At 71.9% G+C, this 24,102-nt stretch carries 15 protein-coding genes; 8 read left to right on the top strand and 7 right to left on the bottom strand.

The annotated features are described in order from the left end of the window. Positions 1-3 precede the first annotated feature (3 nt). From ACWC2B_RS28055 to ACWC2B_RS28045, 3 genes are all read right to left on the bottom strand, one after another. Entirely contained in the window at positions 4-1,749 is a 1,746-nt protein-coding gene (locus ACWC2B_RS28055; RefSeq protein WP_450721320.1) for an ABC transporter permease, read from the bottom strand. 322 nt (positions 1,750-2,071) lie between these two features. Continuing rightward, positions 2,072-3,145 carry a hypothetical protein gene (locus ACWC2B_RS28050; protein ID WP_450721318.1) on the bottom strand — a complete coding sequence of 358 codons (1,074 nt, stop codon included), beginning with the start codon at positions 3,143-3,145 and terminating at the stop codon, positions 2,072-2,074. Between the two features lie 60 nt (positions 3,146-3,205). Further along, positions 3,206-6,061, bottom strand: coding sequence for a hypothetical protein (locus ACWC2B_RS28045; RefSeq protein WP_450721316.1), 2,856 nt, complete (start codon positions 6,059-6,061; stop codon positions 3,206-3,208). Positions 6,062-6,414: 353 nt separating this feature from the next. Here ACWC2B_RS28045 and rsgA point away from each other — a divergent pair, with 353 nt between their 5' ends. From rsgA to asnB, 4 genes are all read left to right on the top strand, one after another. Continuing rightward, positions 6,415-7,560, top strand: a complete 1,146-nt coding sequence (gene rsgA, locus ACWC2B_RS28040; RefSeq protein ID WP_450721314.1) for a ribosome small subunit-dependent GTPase A — start codon at positions 6,415-6,417, stop codon at positions 7,558-7,560. A gap of 426 nt (positions 7,561-7,986) precedes the next feature. Beyond that, positions 7,987-9,360, top strand: coding sequence for a bifunctional transcriptional activator/DNA repair enzyme AdaA (locus tag ACWC2B_RS28035; protein ID WP_450721312.1), 1,374 nt, complete (start codon positions 7,987-7,989; stop codon positions 9,358-9,360). A gap of 42 nt (positions 9,361-9,402) precedes the next feature. Next, positions 9,403-10,503, top strand: a complete 1,101-nt coding sequence (locus tag ACWC2B_RS28030; protein ID WP_450721310.1) for a calcium:proton antiporter — start codon at positions 9,403-9,405, stop codon at positions 10,501-10,503. Between the two features lie 184 nt (positions 10,504-10,687). Beyond that, positions 10,688-12,529, top strand: coding sequence for an asparagine synthase (glutamine-hydrolyzing) (gene asnB, locus ACWC2B_RS28025; RefSeq protein WP_450721308.1), 1,842 nt, complete (start codon positions 10,688-10,690; stop codon positions 12,527-12,529). A gap of 7 nt (positions 12,530-12,536) precedes the next feature. Here the strand turns inward: asnB and ACWC2B_RS28020 are convergent, their stop codons facing one another. The 3 genes from ACWC2B_RS28020 to ACWC2B_RS28010 all read right to left on the bottom strand — a co-directional run bounded on the left by ACWC2B_RS28020 (position 12,537) and on the right by ACWC2B_RS28010 (position 14,566). After that, complete coding sequence (locus ACWC2B_RS28020; protein ID WP_450721306.1) at positions 12,537-12,917, bottom strand: PPOX class F420-dependent oxidoreductase; 381 nt, start codon at positions 12,915-12,917, stop codon at positions 12,537-12,539. Positions 12,918-13,007: 90 nt separating this feature from the next. Beyond that, positions 13,008-13,490 carry a DUF456 domain-containing protein gene (locus ACWC2B_RS28015; protein ID WP_450721304.1) on the bottom strand — a complete coding sequence of 161 codons (483 nt, stop codon included), beginning with the start codon at positions 13,488-13,490 and terminating at the stop codon, positions 13,008-13,010. Positions 13,491-13,582: 92 nt separating this feature from the next. Beyond that, the gene (locus ACWC2B_RS28010; RefSeq protein WP_450721415.1) at positions 13,583-14,566 is read right to left on the bottom strand and encodes a helix-turn-helix domain-containing protein; all 984 of its coding nucleotides are present in this window, start codon (positions 14,564-14,566) and stop codon (positions 13,583-13,585) included. Between the two features lie 352 nt (positions 14,567-14,918). Between ACWC2B_RS28010 and ACWC2B_RS28005 the strand changes: the two genes are divergently transcribed. The 3 genes from ACWC2B_RS28005 to ACWC2B_RS27995 all read left to right on the top strand — a co-directional run bounded on the left by ACWC2B_RS28005 (position 14,919) and on the right by ACWC2B_RS27995 (position 20,388). Next, the gene (locus ACWC2B_RS28005; RefSeq protein ID WP_450721302.1) at positions 14,919-16,598 is read left to right on the top strand and encodes a protein phosphatase 2C domain-containing protein; all 1,680 of its coding nucleotides are present in this window, start codon (positions 14,919-14,921) and stop codon (positions 16,596-16,598) included. Positions 16,599-16,625: 27 nt separating this feature from the next. Continuing rightward, positions 16,626-18,368 carry a pyruvate dehydrogenase gene (locus ACWC2B_RS28000; protein WP_450721300.1) on the top strand — a complete coding sequence of 581 codons (1,743 nt, stop codon included), beginning with the start codon at positions 16,626-16,628 and terminating at the stop codon, positions 18,366-18,368. Positions 18,369-18,546: 178 nt separating this feature from the next. Next, a complete protein-coding gene (locus ACWC2B_RS27995; RefSeq protein WP_450721298.1) occupies positions 18,547-20,388 on the top strand; it encodes a serine/threonine protein kinase in 1,842 nt (613 codons plus the stop codon). A 10-nt stretch (positions 20,389-20,398) separates the two neighbouring features. Here the strand turns inward: ACWC2B_RS27995 and ACWC2B_RS27990 are convergent, their stop codons facing one another. After that, positions 20,399-23,488: an alpha-mannosidase gene (locus ACWC2B_RS27990; protein WP_450721296.1), complete on the bottom strand. Its 3,090-nt coding sequence runs from the start codon at positions 23,486-23,488 to the stop codon at positions 20,399-20,401. 140 nt (positions 23,489-23,628) lie between these two features. Between ACWC2B_RS27990 and ACWC2B_RS27985 the strand changes: the two genes are divergently transcribed. Further along, positions 23,629-24,099, top strand: coding sequence for an ATP-binding protein (locus tag ACWC2B_RS27985; protein WP_450721294.1), 471 nt, complete (start codon positions 23,629-23,631; stop codon positions 24,097-24,099). Positions 24,100-24,102: the final 3 nt, after the last annotated feature.

The following is a 24,102-nucleotide window of genomic DNA, read 5'->3' as shown; positions in this document are numbered from 1 at the left end:
GTGTCAGAGGGCGAAGCGGGTGTCGGCGAGCCGGTACAGGCGGCGCCACAGCAGGCGGTTGAGGGCGACGACGTACAGGCTCATCACCGCCACGCCCGCGATCAGGTGCGGGAAGTCGCCGGAGGCGGTGGCCTTCGCGATGTAGGCGCCGAGGCCGGTGGCCGTCAGGGTCGTGCCGCCGAAGGTGACGACCTCCGCGACGATCGAGGCGTTCCAGGCGCCGCCCGACGCGGTGATGCCGCCGGTGACGTACGAGGGGAAGATGCCGGGCAGGATCAGCCGCTTCCAGCGCTGCCTGCCGCGGACGCCCAGGTCGTCCATGGCCTCGCGCAGGTCGCTCGGGATCGACATGGCGCCCGCGATGGTGTTGAAGAGGATGTACCACTGGGCGCCGAGCGCCATCAGCAGGATGCCGCCGATGTTGATGGACAGGCCCGTCTTGAGGAAGAACCAGACGGCCAGCGGGAAGAGGAAGTTGGCGGGGAAGCTCGCGAGGACCTGCACGACGGGCTGGGCGATGCGGGTAAGGCGTGGCGAGAAGCCGATCTTCACGCCGATCGGCACCCAGATGACGGTGGCCGCCGCCACCAGAACGACCACCCGGGCCAGGGTCGCGAGACCGAGCAGCAGTGGCTCGCCGAAGACGCCGAGGCCGGTCTCGTCGTGGAGGTAGCGGCCGAGGTCGAACAGGCCCCACAGGATGAGGGCGCCCGCGACGACGGTGAAGGTGATGTCTCCGGTGCGCCTGCGCGCCTCGTCGACGTGGAGTGGCCGGTCGTCGGTGCCGAAGACGCGGCCCGCGCCGCTCAGGGCGCGGCCCACTGGACGGAACACCGTGCCGAGGAGCCGCGGCCAGTTGGAGCGGCGCAGGAAGTCCAGGACGACCGAGCGCTGGGTCTCGCTCGCCTCGGACTGCTCGTTCTTGAACTTCTCGGCCCAGGCGGTCAGCGGCCGCCAGAACAGGAAGTTCACGCCGATGACCATGACGGCCATGGTGAGGATGGCCCAGCCGACCTTGCCGAGGTCGCCGTCGGTGATGGCGGCGCCCGCGTACGAGCCGACGCCGGGCAGCGCGTAGGAGGTGTTGTTGACGCTGATCGCCTCGGAGGCGACGAGGAAGAACCAGCCTCCGCCGAAGCTGAGCATGCCGTTCCAGACCAGACTGATCATCCCCGAGGGCAGCTCGACCCTCCAGAACCGCATCCACCGCGTGAACCTGAACGACCGTGACAGCTCGTCGAGTTCGCGGGGGAGCGAGGTCAGCGAGTGGTAGAAGCCGAACGTCATGTTCCAGGCCTGCGAGGTGAAGATCGCGAAGATCGACGCGCATTCCAGGCCCAGCATGGAGCCGGGGAACAGGGCGATGAACCCGGTGACGGCGACCGTGAGGAAGCCGAGCACCGGCACCGACTGGAGGATGTCAAGCGCCGGGATCAGGATGCGCTCCAGGCGTCGGCTCTTGGCGGCGGCCAGCGCGTACCCGAACGTGAAGACGATCGAGGCGGCCAGCGCGATGAACATGCGCAGCAGCGAGCGCGCGGCGTCGTACGGCAGCTGACCGGGAGCCGTGTCGACCTTGATCGACTGATCGGTGGAGAACCGGACCGTGGTCCCGTGGCCCACCTGGAGCACGACGTAGAAGAGTACGAGCACGGCCGCGGCGACCACCGCGTCGACCCAGCTCAACCGGGCCAGGCGGCCGGAGAAGCGGGAGGTGACCCGCGTCGCGGGGCTCGTCCGGAACGACATCACAAGAAACCTCCGACCACACTGTGGGCACAGGAGCCCCGGGGACGCGACCGCGCACCCCGGCGCGGCGGAGCCCGACGTGGTGAGAAAGGAAAGGGGGAGGGAGGGGTGCGGGCCTGGGGAATCCGGGCGCACCGCGTCGTCGTCCCGGCCCGGTGTCGAGGGGCGGGAGATGACGGGAAGGGTCAGAGGCGCCCGGCGGGGCGGCGCGGACTGGGAGGATCTGCGTCCATGGCTGCCCCCTTCGGTGATGTGGTTTCCAGCGACTCGTGCAGTCTGCCGCTTCTTGCGCTGATACGCAAATAAGGGATGTGGGAGCCGCTCAGTTCCCGGTATTCAGCGCGTCCAACTGGTCCTGAACAGGCCGGAGTTCACGCTTCACCAGCCTGTGCAGCGTCCATACGCTGGGAAGCTTGAGGGTCGTCGGATCGAACCGGATGAACGTCGCCTCCCAGCGCGGTCCGAAGACGATCAGCCCCTTCAGGGCGAAGTCCCAGCGCAGCCGCTTGCGGCCGCCGTTCAGGAGCACCTGCCAGCGCGGCCGCACCGGGCGCGCCGGCGGCGGGTAGTCGGGCAGGTCCGGAAGCGGCGGCCACAGCCCTGTCTCCGGCGACCCCGGCTCGGTGCGGGAGCGCCGGTCGTACTCCACGGCGACGGCCGCGCGGAACCCGTCGTAGGTGTCCGGGTCGCAGTAGGCGAGCAGGACGAGCCGGTCGGGCGGCAGGAGGCGGAGCGCCTCGGTGAACTCCCACACCGTTCCCGGCCCCGGGCCCGCCGAAAGCAGCACCACGTGCGCGCCCGCGATCAGATCGCTCACCGTGCCCTGCCAGTCGTCCAGCGGAAGGTAGGCGCGGGTCGCGCCGGGCAGCGGAAGGTTCTCGCCGGGCCTGCCGATGGCGACGACCCGGCCGAACCGCCGGAAGCGGCGGACCAGGGCCTCTTCGTGGGTGAGACCGGAGATGAAGAAGATGTTCTCCAGGGTCGCCCCGCCGCCCTGGATGTCGTCGTTCAGGGAGGCCATCTCCGGGTCGTTCGAGAACGGGCGCAGATACAGGACGTAGCGGGTCCCGGCCAGGCTGCCGCAGGACACCACGAGGTCGGCGGTGTGCTGCTTGCCGCGCACCACGAGGAGCCGGCCGACGAAGAAGGCCGCGAGGCCCACCATGAAGGCCACCGCCCATCCCAGCAGGCTCAGCCACAAGAAGGCGTCCCCGGCGGATCCCCCGATGGCGTCCTTGATGCGTTCCTTGAACTCGAAGAAGCTCAGCAGGCCGACCACCGTGCCGGTGACCCGCAGGGTCCACCCGGCGCAGACCAGCACACGCCCCCTGGCCGTCCTCTGCGCACCGCGCGGCGACAGTTCCCTGTCCCGTAAGAAGTACGGGTTCCCGCTCATCCCTGTGCCCCCGTTCACCCCACGACGAAATGCCTACGCGATACCCGGGCGCGGCCGTCGTTACTCCGGAGTCCGGGGCGGCAGGTCCGGGACGGTGCCGATGGGGGCGATGGTCTCGTACGGCTGGCTCGTGAGGTAGCGCACCAGCTTCTCGGCGCCCTCGGCGGTGAGCGGGTCGACCGGGTAATAGGTGGTGGTGCGGCCGCCGAGGTAGTCGGGCAGGTCGTCCAGGGAGCCGCCGGGCAGGACGACCCTGAGGATGCGGCGGTACCAGTCGTCCGTGCGGTCGTAGATCTCCTTGCGGATGAGCCGCGCCTCCCATCCCACGCCCGCTCCCGTACCGGGCTCCTCGGTGCCCTCGGCGCGGCGCCTGTAGGCGGGCGAGGCGACCACCAGGACGAAGTCCGCCGCCCGGTACTGCCGGTCCGTCCACAGGGCCCAGTCCTGGGGCTCCTCGCCCGCCGGAAGGTCGAGCCGCGCGTCGATACCGAGGTCGCGCAGCAGCCGCCAGAGCGTGCGCACCCGGCCGATGTGGACGCCGCCGTCGTTCTCATGGGCGTACGAGATGAACACGCGCGGGGCGACCCGTAGACCGAACAGGGAGAGCACCATGGCCGGTGTCGGCGGCTCGCCGGGCCGCAGCCGTGGCGGCGGGGCGTCGGACGGGCGGGCCCGCTCCAGGAGGCCGGCCAGTTCCTCGCGGCTGAGGGTGTCGAGCAGATCGGTCACGCGCTGGTCCCGCACCGCGCGGCTCGCCTTCTCCGCGGGGGTCGCGCCCGGGAACCGCGCCAGGACGTCGGCGGCCCGGGGCTCGGGGAGCACGGCGGTCAGCACCTCCGCGAAACGGGCGTCCGGGGCCCAGCGCTCGCCCTCGCGCTGGGCCCAGCCGTGCCCGGACAGCGCCTCGCGAGTGTCGTCCCGCGTCCGCGCGAACGAGTCGTGCAGTGACTGCTCGGCCTCGGGCGGCCCGGGGGCGACGTCAAGTCCCATGGTTTCGGCGACAGTTGAAGGCCCGGTCAGGGCGATGACCCGAGGGTCGCTCATGTGGGGGTGGACCACGGAGCGGACCGCGTCGTGGTAGTCCCGCAGGGCCGAGTCCAGTTGGGTGGCCATGTCCAGGTTCTTCGCCAGGTGGGCGATACCGGCGTGCTGCGAGATCTGGTCCCGCGCGTTCCGCTCGACCTCCGACTGGAACGCGGCGCGCATCTCCTCCAGAGTGGCGGCGATGTCCTGGGCGAGCTCGGCCCGGCTGGGCTGCGTCGCCGTCGCGTGCGCGTCCTCGGACACCGCCCGTACGACCGCGTCCCGCTGCCGGAGCCAGGAGGCGATCCGTCGCTGCGTGTCGGCGGCGAACCGGTCCGGATCGTCGGTCAGTTCGCGTACGGCGGCGGCCAGCCGGGGGCGCGTGCCGAGGAACTCCCGGAGTGCGCCGTCGTCGCGGCGGCCGCCGGTGAACAGGCACTCGCGCAGGAGCGCAGGGGGTGACAGGCTCAACAGCCAGGCGGGAGCGCCCTGTTGGGACCGGCTCACGCTGTTGACGAGGTGGCGGAGCAGGCTCGCGGAGGCCGCCGTCCAGGCGGGAGCCGTGGGGGAGGTGCCGTAGTGATCGGCGAGGCGGGCGAGCGCGTGGTCGGCGGTCCGACCGGCGTCGGCCGAAAGGGCGCACTCGCCGAGCGCGGCCCAGAACGCCTCGTGGTCGCGGCGGTCCTCGTCCGGGAACTCCTGGTGGAGCAACTCCCGCCAGCCGGACCGTAATTGGAAGAATGTCGGCCATTTGACGGCGGCTACGCCGAACCGACGCCACCAGCGAAACAGCTCCTGCTCGGGGGAGGCCGGCCCTGAGCCCTCGAACAGGACGGCTGCATCCCTCGCCTTCTCCCGTGCGGCCGCCGAGAGCCCGGGGTGCTTCTTGCGGGCCAGTGACGTCAGAAGGCTCGCGAGGCGTTGAGGCTCCGACGTCTCCCGGAGCCGGTCGGCGATCCGCATCAGAAGTGCCGCCTGCTCCTCGCGCACGGCGACTTCGCGGACGCGGCTGCGGAGGTCGTACAGCTCGCGGTTGAACCTCCACGAGATCCGGTTGTTCCGGGGCAGCGCTCCCACCTCGCGCAGGGCGGCCTCCGGGTCCGTGCGGGCGATCCGGGCCGACTCCGCCAGGAGGCTCAACTGGAGCCAGTCGTCCCGGCGTTGAATCGGCCACTGTCTGATCCGCCACAGCGAGGTGTTGGCCCGCCCGGAGAGGTCGTGGATCCGCTGCTCGACCGAGGACCAGTGGGCCAGGGCCTGATGGTTGGTCTCGTAGTACGCGTCGACCCATCCGCGGACGTGCTCGTAGACCTCGGAGGCGGACAGGTCGCCGAACGGCAGGACGTGGTACTGCGCGGCGCCGAGATCGGTGAACATCAGCAGACAGGGCACATGGCGGCCGATGCCGAGGGTCTGGGCGAACCGCGCCGCCTCCTCGGCGCCCGGGATCGACCGGTCGATGAGCCGGTCGGCGTCGTGCAGGTGGGAGTGGACGTGCTGGGCGCCGGTGAAGGGATCGAACGCGTCCGGGCGCAACCCCCGCCAGCCGTCCCCCTCCCAGTCGAGCGGACGCTGCCGCCAGGGCATCCGGCCCAGGCCCGCCTGGAGCAGGTCCAGGAAGGACCGCGCCGAGTGCCTGCCGGTGCCGCGGTCGTACGCGAAGTGGAAGATCTCCTGCTCGTAGAGGCCGGAGAAGAAGGCGAAGCGCACCCGGTGGGCGGTCTTCACGCTGAGCTCCACGCCGTGGCGCAGCAGGAACTCGCGGGTCACCTCGCCGCTGTCGCCGAGCAGCAGAATGGTCCAGCCGAAGCCGTCGCCCAGGGAGGTGTTCCGGTCGTCGAGCCGGAAGGCGTAGTGGTACATCTCCTCGGCGGAGCGGACGTGAAATCCCATGGCGCCACTGTAAGTTGGCGCCCCCCGGCGGGGTGCCGCGTTGCGCGTGTGCGCCTCGCACGGGGGACGCGCGTGGGGGGCGTCGGGTGCGCAAGTCGGGTGCGTAATTAATTGGCTGGCGTCGCGGCCGGCGGATGTCTAGAGTCGGGGTTGTTCGAGCGGCGACCGAAGACTGTCGGGGTTGTCGCCGGTGAAGTGACCTGATTGGGGAGGTGTGAACGATGGCTGTCGTTGCGAAGGGCGCTGCCCGCATCCCGAAGCTCATCCCTCACATCCCCGTGGCCGCCGGCTGACCCACCTCTTCCTCCACGCCTGAGCGCGTGGCGCCGGGGCCGCCCTTCGAAGGGTTCCCCTTGTCTTCCTCGTTCCTCTCTTCGCTCGACAACTCCGCTTTCACCTCCTCGGAGTTCAACACCTCCGCTTCCTCGCGCCCGCTCGCCGCGTACGGCTGGGACGACGCCTGGGCGGCCGAGTTCGCCCCGTACGCCGAACAGGGCCTGGTGCCCGGCCGGGTCATCCGCGTCGACCGCGGCCAGTGCGACGTGGTGACCGCCGACGGCACCCTGCGCGCCGACACCGCGTTCGTCACCCCCAACGACCCGATGCGGGTCATCTGCACCGGCGACTGGGCCGCCGTCGAGCCGGTCGGCGACCCCCGGTTCGTCCGTACGTACCTGCCGCGCCGCACCGCGTTCGTGCGCAGCACCTCCTCCAACCGGTCCGAGGCGCAGATCCTCGCGGCCAACGTCGACCACGCGATCATCGCGGTGTCGCTCGCCGTCGAGCTCGACCTCGGCCGCATCGAACGCTTCCTGGCGCTGGCCTGGGAGTCGGGCGCGCAGCCGCTCGTCGTGCTCACCAAGGCCGACCTGGTACCCGACCCGGTCGGGCTGTCCTACCTCGTCCAGGACGTGGAGACCACCGCGCCCGGCGTGCAGGTGCTGCCGGTGAGCGCGACCACCGGCGAGGGCGTCGAGATCCTCGCCGCGGTCGTCGCGGGCGGTACGAGCGTGCTGCTCGGGCAGTCGGGCGCGGGCAAGTCCACGCTGGCCAACGCGCTGCTCGGCGAGGAGGTGATGGCGGTGCAGGCGGCCCGGGAGGTCGACGGCAAGGGCCGCCACACCACGACCACCCGCAACCTGCTCGTGCTGCCCGGCGGCGGCGTGCTCATCGACACCCCCGGACTGCGGGGCGTCGGCCTGTACGACGCGGAGTCCGGCGTCGGCCAGGTCTTCGCGGAGATCGAGGAACTGGCCGCCGACTGCCGCTTCCACGACTGCGCGCACCAGGCGGAGCCGGGGTGCGCCGTGCTCGCCGCGATCGAGGACGGCTCGCTCGCGGAACGCCGCCTCGACAGCTACCGCAAGCTTCTGCGCGAGAACCAGCGCATCGTGGCGAAGACGGACGCACGGCTGCGGGCGGAGATCCGGCGGGACTGGAAGGCGAAGGGGGCGGAGGGCCGGGCGAACATGCAGGCCAAGCGCGGCGGCCTGCGCTGACCCTGCGGGGCCTGCCCCACCCCGCCCCTTCCCTAGACCCTCCGGGGGCGCGGATGGCCTGAGGCCCGTTGCCGGGGGCGCTGCCCCCGGACGCCCGGTTCTTGGCTGCGGACCGTGCGTGGCTGGTCGCGCGGTTCCCCGCGCCCCTAGCAGGATGGTGCTGGCCAGTACTGGCATCTTCAGCCGGTCCGGCATTTGAGGACGAGCGCCCTTAAGGCGCGATACGGGGTCTGGGGCGGAGCCCCAGGACTCCCCCTCAGCCGAACTCACACCCCCGGAGGCCACGCGGCGGAGCCGCAGAGTGTCACAGCGGGAAGGGGCGGGGTGGGGACCCAACGGGGTCTGGGGCGGAGCCCAGCGCAGCGAGACCTCCCCGTCCGAAACCCGCCAGCCACCCCGCAGGGGACCCCGCACACTGGAAGGGTGATGGACGAGGACACGCGGTACGAGGCGGTCAGCAGCAGGGACGCCCGGTTCGACGGGGAGTTCTTCTTCGCCGTGGCGACCACCGGCATCTACTGCCGGCCGAGCTGCCCCGCAGTCACCCCGAGACGCAAGAACGTCCGGTTCTTCCCCAGCGCCGCCGCCGCCCAGGGCCACGGATTCCGGGCGTGCCGCCGCTGCCGCCCGGACGCCGTGCCCGGCTCCGCCGAGTGGAACGCGCGGGCCGACGTCGTGGGCCGGGCCATGCGCATGATCGGGGACGGCGTGGTCGACCGGGAGGGCGTGCCGGGGCTCGCGACCCGGCTCGGCTACAGCACCCGACAGGTGCAGCGTCAGCTCACCGCGGAGGTGGGCGCGGGCCCGGTCGCCCTGGCCAGGGCGCAGCGCGCCCACTCGGCCCGGGTGCTGCTCCAGACCACCTCGCTGCCGGTCACCGAGATCGCCTTCGCCTCCGGGTTCGCCAGCGTGCGCCAGTTCAACGACACGATCCGGCAGATCTACGCCCGCACCCCCAGCGGCCTGCGCGAGGAGGCCGGCACCCGGGCCACCGAGCCCCGCGTCACGGCGTCCGCCGGCATCCCGCTGCGGCTCGCCTACCGGGGCCCGTACGCCACGACGGAGACCTTCGATCTGCTGGCGGCGGAAGCGGTCGAGCAAGTCGAAGAGGTCGTCGGCGAGGCCGGTGCCCGTACCTACCGCCGCACCCTGCGGCTGCCGCACGGCACCGCCGTCGTGGCCGTCGACGAGGCCGCCCCCGCGCACACCGCCGCCCGTCAGGGCTGGCTGGACGCCCGGATCCACCTCACCGACCTGCGTGACCTCACCACCGCCGTGCAGCGCCTGCGCCGCCTGCTCGACCTGGACGCCGACCCGTACGCCGTCGACGAGCGGCTCGGCGCCGATCCCCGCCTGGCACCGCTCGTCGCGCGGACCCCGGGCCTTCGCTCGCCGGGTGCCGCCGATCCCGACGAGTGCGCGGTGCGGGCGCTGGCCGGGAGGGACGGCGCGGCCGCGCTGGTCGAGACGTACGGCAAGCGGCTCGATGTGCCCTGCGGCACGCTCACCCACCTGTTCCCGGAGCCCGCGGTGCTCGCAGGGCACCCCGATCCGCACCTCGCCGCCCTGGCGGCCGCGCTCGCCGACGCCACCCTGCGCCTGGACGCCGGAGCCGACCGCGACGAGGCCGCCCGCATCCTGCGCACCCTCCCCGGCATGGACGAGGAGACCGTCGCCGTGATCCGGGCGCGGGCGCTCGGCGACCCGGACGTGGGCCCGGCACAGGGGGAGGACGCCTGGCGGCCCTGGCGTTCCTACGCCCGCCGCCACCTCCAGGTCGAGGCGAATCGAGGGAAGTAGTCCGACGGGCGGGGCCCGGCCACTTCTGAGAACGTCGAAGGCATGATCCGTCTCGCGCGCCTGCCCCTGGACCGCTGGTCGGCGCTGCTGCCGCTGCTCGCCGTCGTGCTGCTCGCGCTGACCTGGGGGCGCTCGCTGCCCGCCGGTCTCGTGGCCCTGGTCGCGTGCTTCCTGGCGGGCGCGGTGCTCGCCGCGGTGCACCACGCGGAGGTGGTCGCGCACCGGGTGGGCGAACCGTTCGGGTCACTCGTGCTCGCGGTCGCGGTGACGGTCATCGAGGTGGCGCTGATCGTCACCCTGATGTCGGACGGCGGCGACAAGAGCGCCTCGCTCGCCCGCGACACGGTCTTCGCCGCGGTGATGATCACCTGCAACGGCATCGTCGGCCTGTGTCTGCTGGTCGGCGCCCTGCGCCGCAGATACGCCGTCTTCAACGCCGAGGGCACCGTCACCGCCTTCGCGACGGTCACCACCCTCGCGGGCCTCAGCCTCGCCCTGCCGACCTTCACCACCAGCAAGCCGGGCCCCGAGTTCTCGCCCGCCCAGCTGGTCTTCGCCGCGATCGCGTCGGTCTTCCTGTACGGGCTCTTCGTCGCCACCCAGACCGTGCGCCACCGCGACTACTTCCTGCCGGTGACCCAGCAGGGCGAGGTCATGCGGGACGACGCCCACGCCAACCCGCCCTCGGCGCGCACCGCCTGGACCAGCGTCGCCCTGCTCGGTGTCGCGCTCGTCGCGGTGGTGGGCCTGGCCAAGGGCGTCTCGCCCACCATCGAGAGCGGGGTGGCCGCGGCCGGGCTTCCCGCCTCGGTCGTGGGCGTCGTGATCGCGCTGCTCGTGCTCCTTCCCGAGACCATCGCCGCGGTGCGGGCGGCCCGCCGCGACCGCGTACAGACCAGCCTCAACCTGGCGCTCGGCTCGGCCATGGCCAGCATCGGCCTCACCATTCCGGCCGTCGCGCTCGCGACGATCTGGCTGTCCGGACCCCTGGTCCTCGGCCTCGGCGCCAGCCACATGGTGCTGCTCGCGCTGACCGTCGCCGTCGGCATCCTCACGGTCGTGCCGGGCCGCGCCACCCTGATGCAGGGCGGGGTGCACCTCTCGCTGTTCGCCGCGTACATCGTGCTCGCGGTCAGCCCCTGACGGACGGCTCGTTCCGCGTACGTTCCCGGCCGACTAGGCGGTGCATTCAAGTCAGCGGTGTTACGTCCATGTTGACGGACCGCCTGCCGAGGCACACGATCGAGAGGTAGGTAGTTGCTCAATACATCTGATTCGGCCGGTGGCACGTCCCCCCTCCGGCCGGAGAGGCCAAGCAGGAGGCACCATGTGTGGCATCACCGGCTGGATCTCCTTCGACCGTGAACTGCGCGCCGAGCGGGACACCCTGGATGCGATGACCGAGACGATGGACTGCCGGGGTCCCGACGACCGCGGCGTCTGGGCCAACGGGCCGGCCGCCCTCGGCCACCGCAGGCTCGCGATCATCGACCTCCCGGGCGGGCGCCAGCCCATGACCGTCGAAGCGGGCGGCAGGACCGTCGCCCTCGTCTACTCCGGCGAGACCTACAACTTCACCGAGCTGAAAGCCGAACTGACCGCCCGCGGGCACCGGTTCACCACCGACTCCGACACCGAGGTCGTCCTGCACGGCTACCTCGAATGGGGCGAGGCCGTCGCCGAGCGCCTCAACGGCATGTACGCCTTCGCGATCTGGGACGAGCGCACCCGGCGCCTCGTCATGATCCGCGACCGGATGGGCATCAAGCCCTTCTACTACTACGAGACCGCCGACGGCGTGCTCTTCGGCTCCGAGCCCAAGGCGATCCTCGCCAACCCGCTGGCCCGCCGCTCGGTCTCGCTGGACGGCCTGCGCGAACTGTTCACCATGGTCAAGACGCCCGGTCACGCCGTGTGGGACGGCATGAAGGAGGTCGAGCCCGGCACCGTCGTCACCCTCGACCGCGGCGGCCTGCGCACCCACACCTACTGGGCCCTCCGGACCCGTCCGCACGAGGACGACCGCGCCACCAGCATCGCCCATGTCGGCGAGCTGCTCGACGACATCGTCCGGCGCCAGCTCGTCGCCGACGTGCCGCGCTGCATGCTGCTCTCCGGCGGCCTCGACTCCTCCACGCTGACCGCGCTCGCCGCCCGCCAGCTCGGCGAAGTGGGCGAGCAGGTGCGGAGCTTCGCCGTGGACTTCGTCGGCCAGACCGAGAACTTCGTCGCCGACGAACTCCGCGCCACCCCCGACACGCCCTACGTCCACGACGTGGCCCGCGGCTCCGGCACCATCCACCAGGACATTGTCCTGGACGCCCAGTCCCTCGCCGACCCCGACGTGCGCGCCAAGGTCATCCGGGCCCGCGACATCCCCATGGGCTTCGGTGACATGGACGCCTCGCTCTACCTCCTGTTCAAGGCGATCCGCGAACACTCCACGGTCGCCCTGTCCGGCGAGTCCGCGGACGAGGTGTTCGGCGGCTACAAGCAGTTCTTCGACGAGGACGCCCGCAACGCCGACACCTTCCCCTGGCTCGTCAAGTTCGCCGAGCAGTTCGGCGACGACTCCGGCCTGCTGCGCCCGGACCTCTCGGCCGCGCTGAACGTCCCCGCCTACATCAAGGACTCGTACGACACCGCGGTCGCCGGCATCCAACGCCTGGACGGCGAGAGCGACTTCGAGTACCGGATGCGCAAGATCTGCCACCTCCACCTGACCCGCTTCGTGCGCATCCTGCTCGACCGCAAGGACCGCGCGAGCATGGCCGTCGGACTCGAAGTGCGGGTGCCGTTCTGCGACCACCGGCTCGTCGAGTACGTATACAACGCGCCCTGGTCGGTGAAGTCCTTCGACGGACGCGAGAAGAGCCTCCTGCGCGAGGCGGCCAAGGACGTCATCCCGCGGTCCGTGTACGACCGGGTCAAGAGCCCCTACCCGTCCACGCAGGACCCGAAGTACGCGATCGCCCTCCAGAGCCACGCCAAGGACCTGCTCGCCCAGCCCTCCCACCCGGTCTTCGATCTCATCGACCGGGACGGGCTGCGCCGGGCCGCCGAGGTGAGCGCCCCGCAGATCCACCAGGCCTCCCGCCGCGGCCTGGAACGCACCCTGGACCTCGCGATCTGGCTCGACCTGTACAAGCCGGAGGTGAAACTGGCGTAGGGCCCGGCTAGCTGGGGCCCGGCTCTTCCAGGCCCCAGCTGTGGATCTTGTGCGGGTGGATGCGGATGAGCTCCTCGCTGAAGTGCGGGCCCAACTCGTGTGCCCCGGTGAGGAGTTCGGCCACTCCGCGGATCTCGACCCCGCGCACCTTCCACGGCCGTACGCTCACCACGTCGTCGACCACCAGGGCCGCCTTCGGGTTGCCCTGGAGGTTGCGCCACTTCTTGGTGGTGCCGAGCGCGTACCCGCCGATGAGGATCGTCCCGTCGTCCTGCGGGAAGAATCCGACGGGGTTGGCCTGCGGCTGGCCCTTCCCGTCCACGGTGGCGAGCCGGCCAAGGCGCTGGCTCTTGAGATACGTGCGCTCCGCCTCACTGAATTCGGTCATGCGGCCACCCTCACACGCCCGCCGCCCACGCGTCATCGGGCCGTCGGCCCCTATGGACTTCGGGAGCCCCGCGGCGGGGCGGCGCCCCCGTCAGCCCCAGATCACCGCGCCCAGCCAGGCCCCGGCCACGAGCAGGCAGGCGAAGAGTTCGGCCATCACCGAGTAGCCGCCCGCGCGAAGCGCCGTGCGGGACGAGGCCAAGGCGTCCCCGTGGCTGCCGAGCCGGAACCGTTCCGCGCCGTACAGCCCCCCGACGAACCCGGCGATCCCGCCCACCACGGGCAGCACGAAGAACCCGACGACGGCGGCCGCGCCCGCGGTGAGCACCGACCTCTTGGCCACCCCGGCCGCTTTGAAGCGCCGGGCGGGCAGGAAGGGGCGCAGGGCCTGGTTCAGCAGGAGTACGCCGGTGGCCCCCGCCAGGACGCCCCAGGCGACCCCGGTGATGTCGTCGAGCGCCCACCACGCGACGGCGGCCCACACGATCGCCTGGCCGGGGACGCCGGGGACCAGGACGCCGCACAGGCCCATCAGCATCACCGCCCCGACCCCCAGGAGCTGCCACACGCCCATCTGCCCAGGGTGCAGGAAACGGCCGGTTTCCGCAGTTCCGGACGGTTCTCGGCCCTGCCCGCGAGAGCCGTGTCCGGCCCCTGACCGGACGCTCAGCGGGCGACCCAGCCCCGCTCGTAGGCGTGCCAGCCCAGCTGGAGGCGGGTCGTGACGCCGGTCAGCTCCATGAGGCCCTTGACCCGGCGCTGCACGGTCCGCAGGCCGAGCTCCAGCTGCTTGGCGGCGCTGGCGTCGGTCATCCCGGCGAGCAGCAGCGACAGGATCTCCAGGTCGGTCGCGTCCGGGCCCTGCGCCGCCTCCTCGACGATGCCGCGGCCCCCGGCGCCGAGCCGCAGCGGGAGCGCTTCCTTCCACACCGCTTCGAAGAGGCCCACGAGGGATTCGAGCAGCCCGCTCGCGTGCACCACGAGCGCGGCCGGCTCTGCGCCCCGGCCGGTCAGCGGCACCATCGCGAGGGCGCGGTCCGCGACGACGAGCTTGGTCGGCACCCGGTCCACCGTCCGCACCTGCTCGTCGCGGCCGAGCGCCGCGGACAGCTCGACGATCCCGGCGGGCAGCGAGAGCACCTCGCGCTCGATGACCACCCGGTGGGCCACCCCGCGGACCGAGGGCCGTTCCTCGGACGCGTTGTCCATCCCGGTGACCGCGACCGGCTTGCCCGTCACCAGCGCGCACACCTCCTCGGCCGCGCCCAGCCGCAACTGGTGGAAGCGGTGGGCGACCGCGTCGGCGCCGGTCACCACCTCGACGAGGTCGTGCACGGCCGGCTCGGCGGCCTCGGCCCGGTACTCCGTCGCGAGCAGCGCCGCCGCCAGCTCGGCCCGGTCCAGCTCGTGGCGCTGCTGGGTGAGCAGCGCGCCGAGCGCGACGCCCGGCGGGGCCGCGACCCAGCGCCCGGTGCGGGCCGAGGACTGGGCGGCCAGGCCCTGGCGCTCCAGGCGGCGCAGCGCGCGCTCGGTCTCGGTCTCGGGCAGCGCGAGCCGGTGCGCGAGGTCCGTCACCTCGGCCGCGCCGACCGCGACCAGCGCGCGGTACGCCGACTCCTGCGTCTCGTCGAGACCTATCGCTCCCAGCACCACGGACCGCCTCCCTCAAAGCCTGTGTCCAGGCCCCCTCACCTGCGCGATGGCGGAAAACCGCCCTGGCGCGAACCCGCCTCGCGACATCATCCCCGTATCGACTGCCGCTCTGCCAACGCCGAGCCACCGCGGCACCAACAGCCGCCGAGGGCAGAGCAGTTGTGCTCATTTTGGGCTGGTGTCTTTTGTTCCGGATTGGCCGCGGGAGGGCTATACGCCCCGATGTCGCGTACGGTGCGGGGGGTGCGGTCGCCCGGCGGGCTTTCGGCCTTCGTCGCCGCGCTCGACCGTTGCGGACATTTTCCCGCTGCCCCGTTTTCGTATGCCTCGAACGGTGGACAATAAGGGCATGAGCCAGCAGGGGGAGAGGCCGGCCCGGGACGACGACTGGTGGAGCCGGCTGTACGACGAGTCGGCACCGGACGCCGGTCCCGACGGTTCGGGCGACAGCCTCGACGACCGCTTCAACTCGGCGTCGGACACGGTGAGTTGGGCTCCGCAGGAGGTCAGGGGGGTGGACTCGGAAGCGGCGTGGTCGCGCGCGGCCGGTCCACGCGCGGCGGCGCCGGACCCGGCGGGCCCGGACCCGGCGCCCCAGGACGCGGCGGAACGCGCCGCCCCACCGCCCGCACCCCCCGTCCCCGCACCTCCGCCCACCCCCGCGGCACCACCATCCAACCCCCGCCCCCGGGCCCCCTGGGAGCCGCCCGAAGCACCGCCCGGGACGCGAAAACCCGCCGCCTGGTGGGAGTCCGTCCCGGCGGCGCCGGCTCCGCCGACGGCCCCCGCCCCGCTGCCGGATCTGCCGCCCGGCTGGATGGGAGGCGCCCCACCGGACCCGGCCGAAGCGGCGCAACCCGCCGACGACCGGCGGCCCGCCCCGATCACCGCGCCGCCCGATCCGGTCCGCGCCGCCGCCACCGATGAGCAGCGCGCCCCGCACGCCCGCCGCACTCCCACCGTGGACACCTCCGGCCCGCCCGCCGTCGCCCCCGACGAGCAGTTCGGCCCGCCCGAGACCGCGCCGCCCGAGCAGTTCGCGCCGGTGCCCCGGCCCCGTACCGGCCATGTGGGGGACGGGCCGCCCACCTACGACGCCGAACCCACCGCGCTGCCCGCCGCCCGGCCCGACGAGCTGGACGACCTCGTCGCCGACACCGTGCTCGACGGGGCCCGCTACGGCGCGTACGTCCTGCGGGCCTCCTCCTCGCGGGGCGACTCCGCCCGCTACCGGGGCGAGCCGCGCCGGGACGCCCTGCTCACCGCGCGGTTCGGTACCGGCGAGAGCGCGCTGGTCCTGGTGGCCGTGGCGAGCGGCGCCCGGACCAGTGAGCGGGCGCACCTCGCCGCCGCCGACGCCTGCCACTGGATCGGCGGCGCCATCGGCCGCAGCCACGTCCGCCTCGCCGAGGACATAAGGGCAGGCCGGCGCGGCGACCTCAAATCGGGCCTTCACCGGCTCACCGACCGCAGCTACGGAATGCTGCGGGCCCGCGCCGCCGAACTCGGCACCGAGCCCGAGGAATACACCGCGAACCTGCGCTGTCTGCTGCTCTCCGCGGACCCGGCCTGCCGCACCCGGGTGTTCTTCGGCATCGGCCACGGCGGCCTGTTCCGGCTGCGCGGTGGCGTCTGGCAGGACATCGAGCCGGCCGTGCCCGAGCCCGGAGCCGTCTACGGGGAGCCGGTGGTCGGCTATGGATCGGCCCCCGCCGAGACCCCGCAGGGCGACCGCCTGACCATGGACCTGAACACCGTCGAGCCCGCCCGCCCCTACATCGACCCGCCCGCACCACCGGGCGAACCGTTCCGCTTCCGGGCCTCCGTGGCCCGCCCGGGCGACACCCTCCTGCTGTGCAGCGGGGGGCTCGCCGAACCCCTGCGCGGCGAGGCCGCCCTCGCCAAGGAACTCGCCGAACGCTGGACCCGCCCCGAGCCGCCGGGGCTCGCCGCGTTCCTCGCCGACGTGACGCTCAGGGTGAAGGGGTACGCCGACGACCGTACGGCTGTCGCGGTCTGGGAGGCGTAACGGCACGGGCCATGGGTTGATGGACCCATGGCCAAGCAGAATGTTGCAGAGCAGTTCGTCGACATCCTCACCCGGGCGGGCGTGAAGCGGCTGTACGGAGTCGTCGGCGACAGTCTGAACCCCGTCGTCGACGCGATCCGCCGCAACTCCGCCATCGACTGGATCCAGGTCAGGCACGAGGAGGTCGCGGCCTTCGCGGCAGGCGCCGAGGCCCAGCTCACCGGGAAGCTGGCGGCGTGCGCCGGATCGTGCGGGCCCGGCAACGTCCATCTCATCAACGGCCTGTACGACGCGCACCGCTCGATGGCCCCCGTCCTAGCCCTCGCCTCGCACATCCCGTCCTCCGAGATCGGCCTCGGATACTTCCAGGAGACCCACCCCGACCAGCTGTTCCGCGAGTGCTCCCACTACAGCGAGCTGATCTCCAACCCCCGGCAGATGCCCCGCGTGCTCCAGACGGCCATCCAGCACGCGATCGGCCGCGGCGGCGTCAGCGTCCTCGCGCTGCCCGGCGACATCGCCTCCGAGCCGGCCCCCGACAAGGCGATCGACCACGCCCTGGTCACATCGCTTCCCTCGGTGCGGCCCGGCGACAGCGAGATCGACAAGCTCGCGGCCCTCATCGACGAGGCGAAGCGCGTCACCCTGTTCTGCGGCAGCGGCACCGCCGGGGCGCACGCGGAGGTCATGGAGTTCGCCGAGCGCGTCAAGTCGCCCGTCGGGCACGCGCTGCGCGGCAAGGAGTGGATCCAGTACGACAACCCGTACGACGTCGGCATGAGCGGGCTTCTCGGGTACGGCGCGGCCTATGAGGCGACCCACGAGTGCGATCTGCTGATCCTGCTAGGCACCGACTTCCCCTACAACGCCTTCCTGCCCGACGACGTCAAGATCGCCCAGGTCGACGTGCGCCCCGAACACCTGGGCCGTCGCTCGAAGTTGGACCTCGCGGTGTGGGGCGACGTGAAGGAGACGCTGCGCTGTCTGACGCCGCGCGTGCAGGCCAAGACGGACCGCCGGTTCCTCGACAAGATGCTGAAGAAGCACGCGGACGCGCTGGAGGGCGTCGTCAAGGCGTACACCCGCAAGGTGGACAAGCACGTCCCGATCCACCCCGAGTACGTGGCCTCCGTACTGGACGAACTCGCCGACGACGACGCCGTGTTCACCGTCGACACCGGCATGTGCAACGTCTGGGCCGCCCGCTACATCTCGCCCAACGGCAGGCGCCGGATCATCGGTTCGTTCAGCCACGGCTCGATGGCCAACGCCCTGCCGCAGGCCATCGGCGCCCAGTTCATCGACCGCCGGCGCCAGGTCGTCTCGATGTCCGGCGACGGTGGATTCGCCATGCTGATGGGAGACTTCCTGACCCTGGTGCAGTACGAACTGCCTGTGAAGATCGTGCTGTTCAACAACTCCTCGCTCGGCATGGTCGAGCTGGAGATGCTGGTCGCCGGTCTCCCCTCGTACGGGACGACCAACCGCAACCCGGACTTCGCGGCGATCGCCCGGGCGGCCGGGGCGTACGGGGTGCGGGTCGAGAAGCCCAAGCAGCTCGCGGGTGCGCTCAAGGACGCCTTCAAGCACAAGGGCCCGGCCCTGGTCGACATCGTCACCGACCCCAACGCGCTGTCCATCCCGCCGAAGATCAGCGCCGAGATGGTGTCGGGCTTCGCGCTCTCCGCCAGCAAGATCGTCCTGGACGGAGGCGTGGGCCGCATGCTCCAGATGGCCCGCTCCAACCTCCGCAACGTGCCGAGGCCTTGAGGAGACCGGGGCCGGGGCCCGGCCGGCAGAGGCAAGGAACACCACTTCTTCACCGTGCTCCTCAGAACCGCCCAGCTCCTTACGGGCGTCCACGCCTTCACCCGGTCCGTACCAACGACTAAGGTCAACCGGGATACGCCGATGACCAGGCGAGAAGGGCCGGGGGAGTCACACCATCATGAGCGGTACGAACGGGGACGGGCACGGCGACAAGGACGATTACGTCGAGGGGGGTATCAAGCCGCTCGCGGCCAGTGACCCCGCGCGGATCGGGCCGTATCTGCTATTGGGGCGGCTCGGCGCGGGCGGAATGGGGCGGGTGTTCCTCGCCCGTTCGGACAGCGGCCGCACCGTCGCCGTGAAGGTCGTGCACGAGGAGCACGTGTCCGACGAGCAGTTCAGGGCCCGGTTCCGCCGGGAGATCGAGGCGGCGCGCAAGGTCGGGGAGCGCTACACGGCGCCGGTGCTCGACGCGGGCCCCGACGACGTGCCGCCGTGGGTGGCCACCGGATACGTTCCCGGGCTCTCGCTCGAACAGATCGTACGGCGGCACGGGCCGCTGCCGACCGCTTCCCTGCACGCCCTCGCCGAGCGGCTGTTGAAGGCCCTCAAGGACATTCACGGCGCGGGAATCGTGCACCGCGACCTGAAGCCGTCCAACGTGATGCTCACCGTGGACGGCATGAAGGTCATCGACTTCGGGATCGCGCGGGCGCTTGAGACATCCGTCGAGTCCTTGCTGACCAGTACGGGGATGGCGGTCGGCTCTCCCGGCTTCATGTCGCCGGAGCAGGTGCGCGGCCAGAGCGCCGGGGCCAAGAGCGACGTGTTCACCCTCGGGTGCGTGCTGACCTATGCGGCGACCGGGCAGCTGCCGTTCGGGCAGGGGGCCAGCAACCAGCATGCCGTGATGTTCCAGATCGTGGAGGGCGAGCCCGATCTGACCGGGGTCGAGGACGACTCGCTGCGTGCGTTCATCACCCGGTGCCTGACGAAGGACATCGACCAACGCCCTGGCGTCGACGAGCTGTTGGCGGACCCGGAGCGGACGCGTCCGAGCGGTGGGCGAGGTGCCTGGCTGCCCGCCCGGGTCGTGGCCCGCCTCGCCCAGCAGTCCGCCCGGCTCCTCGACGCCGAGGCGACGCCACTGCGGGAGGAGCCCGTGGACCGGGCGACCATCGGCCTGCGCCCGCAGGCCGGGTCCCCCGAAGTCGTTGTGGCGGCCGGCGCCGTCACGGCTCGGGAGCCCGAACGGCCCCGTCGCCGCCGTCGGCTCATCGTCCTGCCCGTCGTCGCCGTACTCACCGTCGGCGGCGGCACGATCGCCGTGCTCCAGCCCTTCGCGAGCGACGGCGGCGGGGCGCAGGCCAAGACTCCGGCCAGCAGTGCGAGCGCGAGCGGCGCTGCCCGGGCGAGCTCCAGTCCCACGCCCTCCGGGAGCAACTCGCCCGGCGCTCCCAGCGGTTCCCCCTCGCCGGGGGCGAGCGCTCCGGGCAACGCGACCCCGAAGGGCCCGGACGCCAAGCCCGGCGAGGGGCCCAACGCCCCGCCCAACAGCGGGAGTTCGCCGCAGCCGCCGGGCGGCGGAGGCGGTAGCCAGCCCGGTGGCGGCGGCTCCACCAGAGGTGCCGGGGGTGGCGCCGACGGCGGGACCGGCTCGTCGTCGGGGGCCGGGTCTTCGGGCGCGTCCGGCTCCGGCGGCACATCCCAGGGGTCCCCGCCGCCCGACATGAAGGCCTACAAACTCGAATACACCAACTCCTGCGTCGGCGCGTGTTCCATGCCGATCGCGGTGACCTGGCCGGCGGTCTCCGGAGCGACCAGATACGACATCCACTACACCAACAAGGGCAGCAACTTCACGAAGAAGAGCGTCGACACCGTCTATTCCACCGGCTCCCTCAACTACACGATCACGGGCCCGTTCTCCGGTGACGAGATCTGTGTCACGATGCGCGCCGCCAACAAGTACGGGGCCTCGGCGTGGGCGGAGACCTGGTGCGGCACGGTGCCGTACTGAGACACAGGCTCTAGGCACGTGACAGCCGCAGCGTGACGATCTGGAACGGCCGCAGCTCCAGTGCGATCCCCTCCGCCGAGAGCGGGGCCTCGCCCAGCGGCCGTTCCAGAAGATCGGTGAACTCGGCCCGCCCGCAAGGGAATCCGGGCCGCAGCACCGCCCGTGCCCGGCTGCCCGCCGACTCGTAGAGCCGCACCACCACATCCCCGCCCCGGTCCTCCGCGAGCTTCACCGCCTCGACGGTCACCGCCGGGTCGTCCACGACGAGCAGCGGAGCGACCCCGGCGGCCGGCGCCACCCGCAGAGGCAGGTTCAGCGCAAGCCCCTCCGAGACGGCATCCGTCACCCCGGCGCCCGGAAGGAGCGCATAGGTGAAGCGGTGTACGTCGACATCGGCCGCCGGGTCGGGGCTGTGCGGCGCCCGCAACAGCGTCAGCCGTACGGTCGTGCCGAGCCCGGCGTCGTGCGGTACCCGGGTGACGTCGTGCCCGTACGTCGAGTCGTTGAGCACGGCCACCCCGTACGAGGGCTCGGCGACCCGCAGCCAGCGGTGCGCGCAGATCTCGAACCGGGCCGCGTCCCAGCCCGTGTTGACGTGTGTCGCGCGGTGCACATGCCCGAACTGGATCTCGGCGGTGGACCGTTCGGCGTGCACATCGAGCGGGAACGCCGCCTTGAGCACCTTCTCCGACTCGCGCCAGTCGACCTCGGTGACGACGTCGACGCGCGGGCTGCCGCACGCCAGCCGGATCTCCTGCACGATCCGCGAGCTCCCGAAGCTCCGCACCACCCGCACGGCCGCCCGCAGCGGCCCCCGCTCGACGACCTCGACCGAGTCGGCGTCGGTGAGATCGGTGTGCCGGCGCCGGTAGTGCCGGTCGATGTCCCAGGCGTCCCACTGATTGGGGTGATCGGGGTGCAGCTGAAGGAGGTTGCCGCGACTGCCCGGGGCGAGCACCTCCCGGTCGGCGACGAGGTCCCGGACCGAGCTGAGCAGCCCTTCGCCGTCCACCACGATGCGCACAACTCCATTGTCCAGTACGGCGGTTGATCCGTTCCGCGCCACGGTCACCGGCGGCGCCGAAGCGGCTGCCCCGGCCAGTGCCGTCGCCGCGAGCGGCGGGGCGTGGACGGCGACCAGCGCCCGGCCGCCGGGCAGCGGCTGGCCGTCCGGCGCGTCCTCGGCCGCCACCTCGACCACCGCGTTCCGCGCGTACGGCGACGCGTTGAGCACGACAGGCCTCCGCCGGTCGCCCAGCGCCGAGACCGCGTCCGCGACGACGGCCTCCAGCTCCGCGCGTACCCGCTCGTACGTCTCGCGCGCCTCCCGGTGGACCCAGGCGATCGACGAACCGGGCAGGATGTCGTGGAACTGATGGAGGAGCACCGTCTTCCACAGCCGGTCGAGATCGTCGTACGGAACGCTGTAGTCGGGGGAGTGCAGCGCGGCCGCCGTTACCCACAACTCCGCCTCGCGCAGGAGGTGTTCACTGCGACGGTTGCCCTGCTTGGTCTTGGCCTGGGTCGTGTAGGTCGCCCGGTGCAGCTCCAGATACAGCTCGCCCGACCACACCGGAGCCCGCTCCCCGTACTCGGCGTGCGCGGCCTCGAAGAACGCCGAGGGCTTCTCGACGGTGACCCGGGGCGAGCCCTCCAGGTCGCGCAGCCGGCGTGCCTTCTCCAGCATCTCCCTGGTGGGACCGCCCCCGCCGTCGCCCCAGCCGAAGGGTACGAGGGAGCGGGTGGCGAGGCCCTTCTCGTTGAAGTTCCGTTCCGCGTGGGCGAGTTCGGCGCCGTGGAACTGCGAATTGTAGGTGTCCACCGGCGGGAAGTGCGTGAAGACCCGGGTGCCGTCGATGCCCTCCCACCAGAACGTGTGGTGCGGCATCCGGTTGGTCTGGTTCCACGAAAGCTTCTGGGTGAGGAACCACTTCACCCCGGCCAGCTTCGCGAGCTGCGGAAAGGCCGCGGTGTAGCCGAAGGAGTCGGGCAGCCAGATCTCCTCGGTCTCCACGCCGAACTCCTCCAGGAAGAAGCGCTTGCCGTGCACGATCTGCCGGGCCAGCGCCTCACCGCCCGGCATGTTGGCGTCCGACTCCACCCACATCGAGCCGACAGGGGCCCAATTCCCCTGCTCCACAGCCTTTTTGATGCGCCGCCAGATGTGCGGCTGGTGGTCGCGCACCCAGGCGTACTGCTGGGCCTGCGAGCAGGCGAAGACCAGCTCGGGGTAGTCGGCGGCGAGCGCCGTCACATTGGCGAAGGTGCGCGCCGCCTTGCGGACCGTCTCGCGCAGCGGCCACAGCCACGCCGAGTCGATGTGCGCGTGGCCGGCCGCCGAGACGCGATGGGCGCTGGGACCGGCCGGGCGGGACAGCGCGTCGGCCAACTCGGCGCGGGCGGCCACCGCCGTGCCTGCCACATCGTGCAGGTCGAGCGCGTCCAGCATGCGCTCAAGGGCCCGCAGGATCTCGTGCCGGCGGGCCCGGTCGGCCGGCAACTCCCGCATAAGCTCCGACAACACCTCCACATCCAGCACCAGGTGCCACACCTCGTCGTCGAGTACGGCGAGTTCGGCAGCCGCGAATCGGTAGATGGGCTCATGCCCGGCGGTCAGTACGTCTCCCAGCGGGGTCGGTTCGAAGTCGTGCAGCACCGCCGGATTCGCGGCCGCCTCCAGGAGCAGGTCCACCTCCTCCCCGCCCGCCGCACGCGCTGCCACCGGGATATGCCGGTTGCGCGGATGGATGCCCTTCAGCGGGACGCCCGAGCTGTCGTACACCAGACCCTCCGCCTGGAAGCCCGGCCCCTCTCCGGTGAATCCGGGGTCGATGACCGCCTCGACCCTGCGTCCCGCCCACGCCCCGGGCACCCGTCCTTGGATCCGGAACCAGCTCGTCGACCATGGCCGGCCCCACCGAGTGCCGGTCTCGAACGGCTCGTATGCCGCCGTCAACGCCTCGGCGACGGGCACCGGCTCGCCCGGCGCGTGCCAGACGGCCAGGGCCAGCGGCACCCGGGCGGCGTACCGCGCGGGGCGCACGAACTGGCGCATGGCCCGCTCAAGGCGTCCCTCCACCAGCGATCGGTCATCATGCATCGCTTCTCCTCCAGCAGCTCACTGAAGGGTTGCCCGTTCGGTTGTTAAGGAATCACCATGCGTGACCGTGACCCGACGGGGCATGCATCCCGTGTGCATGTTCGAGGGAGGAAGGTCGTCACGACGTGCAGGTGGGGGCTATGACAAGGCATCAGGCAGGGCTCGGCCCCACGGGGAGCGGGCCCGTCCGGACACCTGATGCGCAGCAGGGGGACCAGCGTCTGCTGCGCAGGAGAGTGGGGCAGGCGGATCTGAACGCCGTGCGGGAAATACGCCGGGCGCTGAGGGAACTTCTCGGCACGTCACGGCATTCGGGGGCGACGGACGTGGCCGAACTGCTCACCAGTGAGCTGGTGACCAACGCCCTCGTCCACACCGACCACGGCGCGGTGGTGACGGCGACGGTCGGCGAGGCCGGCCTTCGCGTGGAGGTACGGGATTTCGTGGCCGCGCTTCCCACACCGTGCATACCGTCCGCCGACGACGGTACGCACGGCAGGGGTCTGCTGCTCGTCCAGGCGCTGGCGGACGCCTGGGGTGTGCAGGAGCACGGCATGGGGAAGGTGGTCTGGTTCGAGCTCGGCTGCAACGGGGCGGCGCCGCAGTACTAGGCG

This window comes from Streptomyces sp. NPDC001415 (genome assembly GCF_053597395.1).
This window is presented reverse-complemented; position numbering and strand designations above follow the sequence as displayed.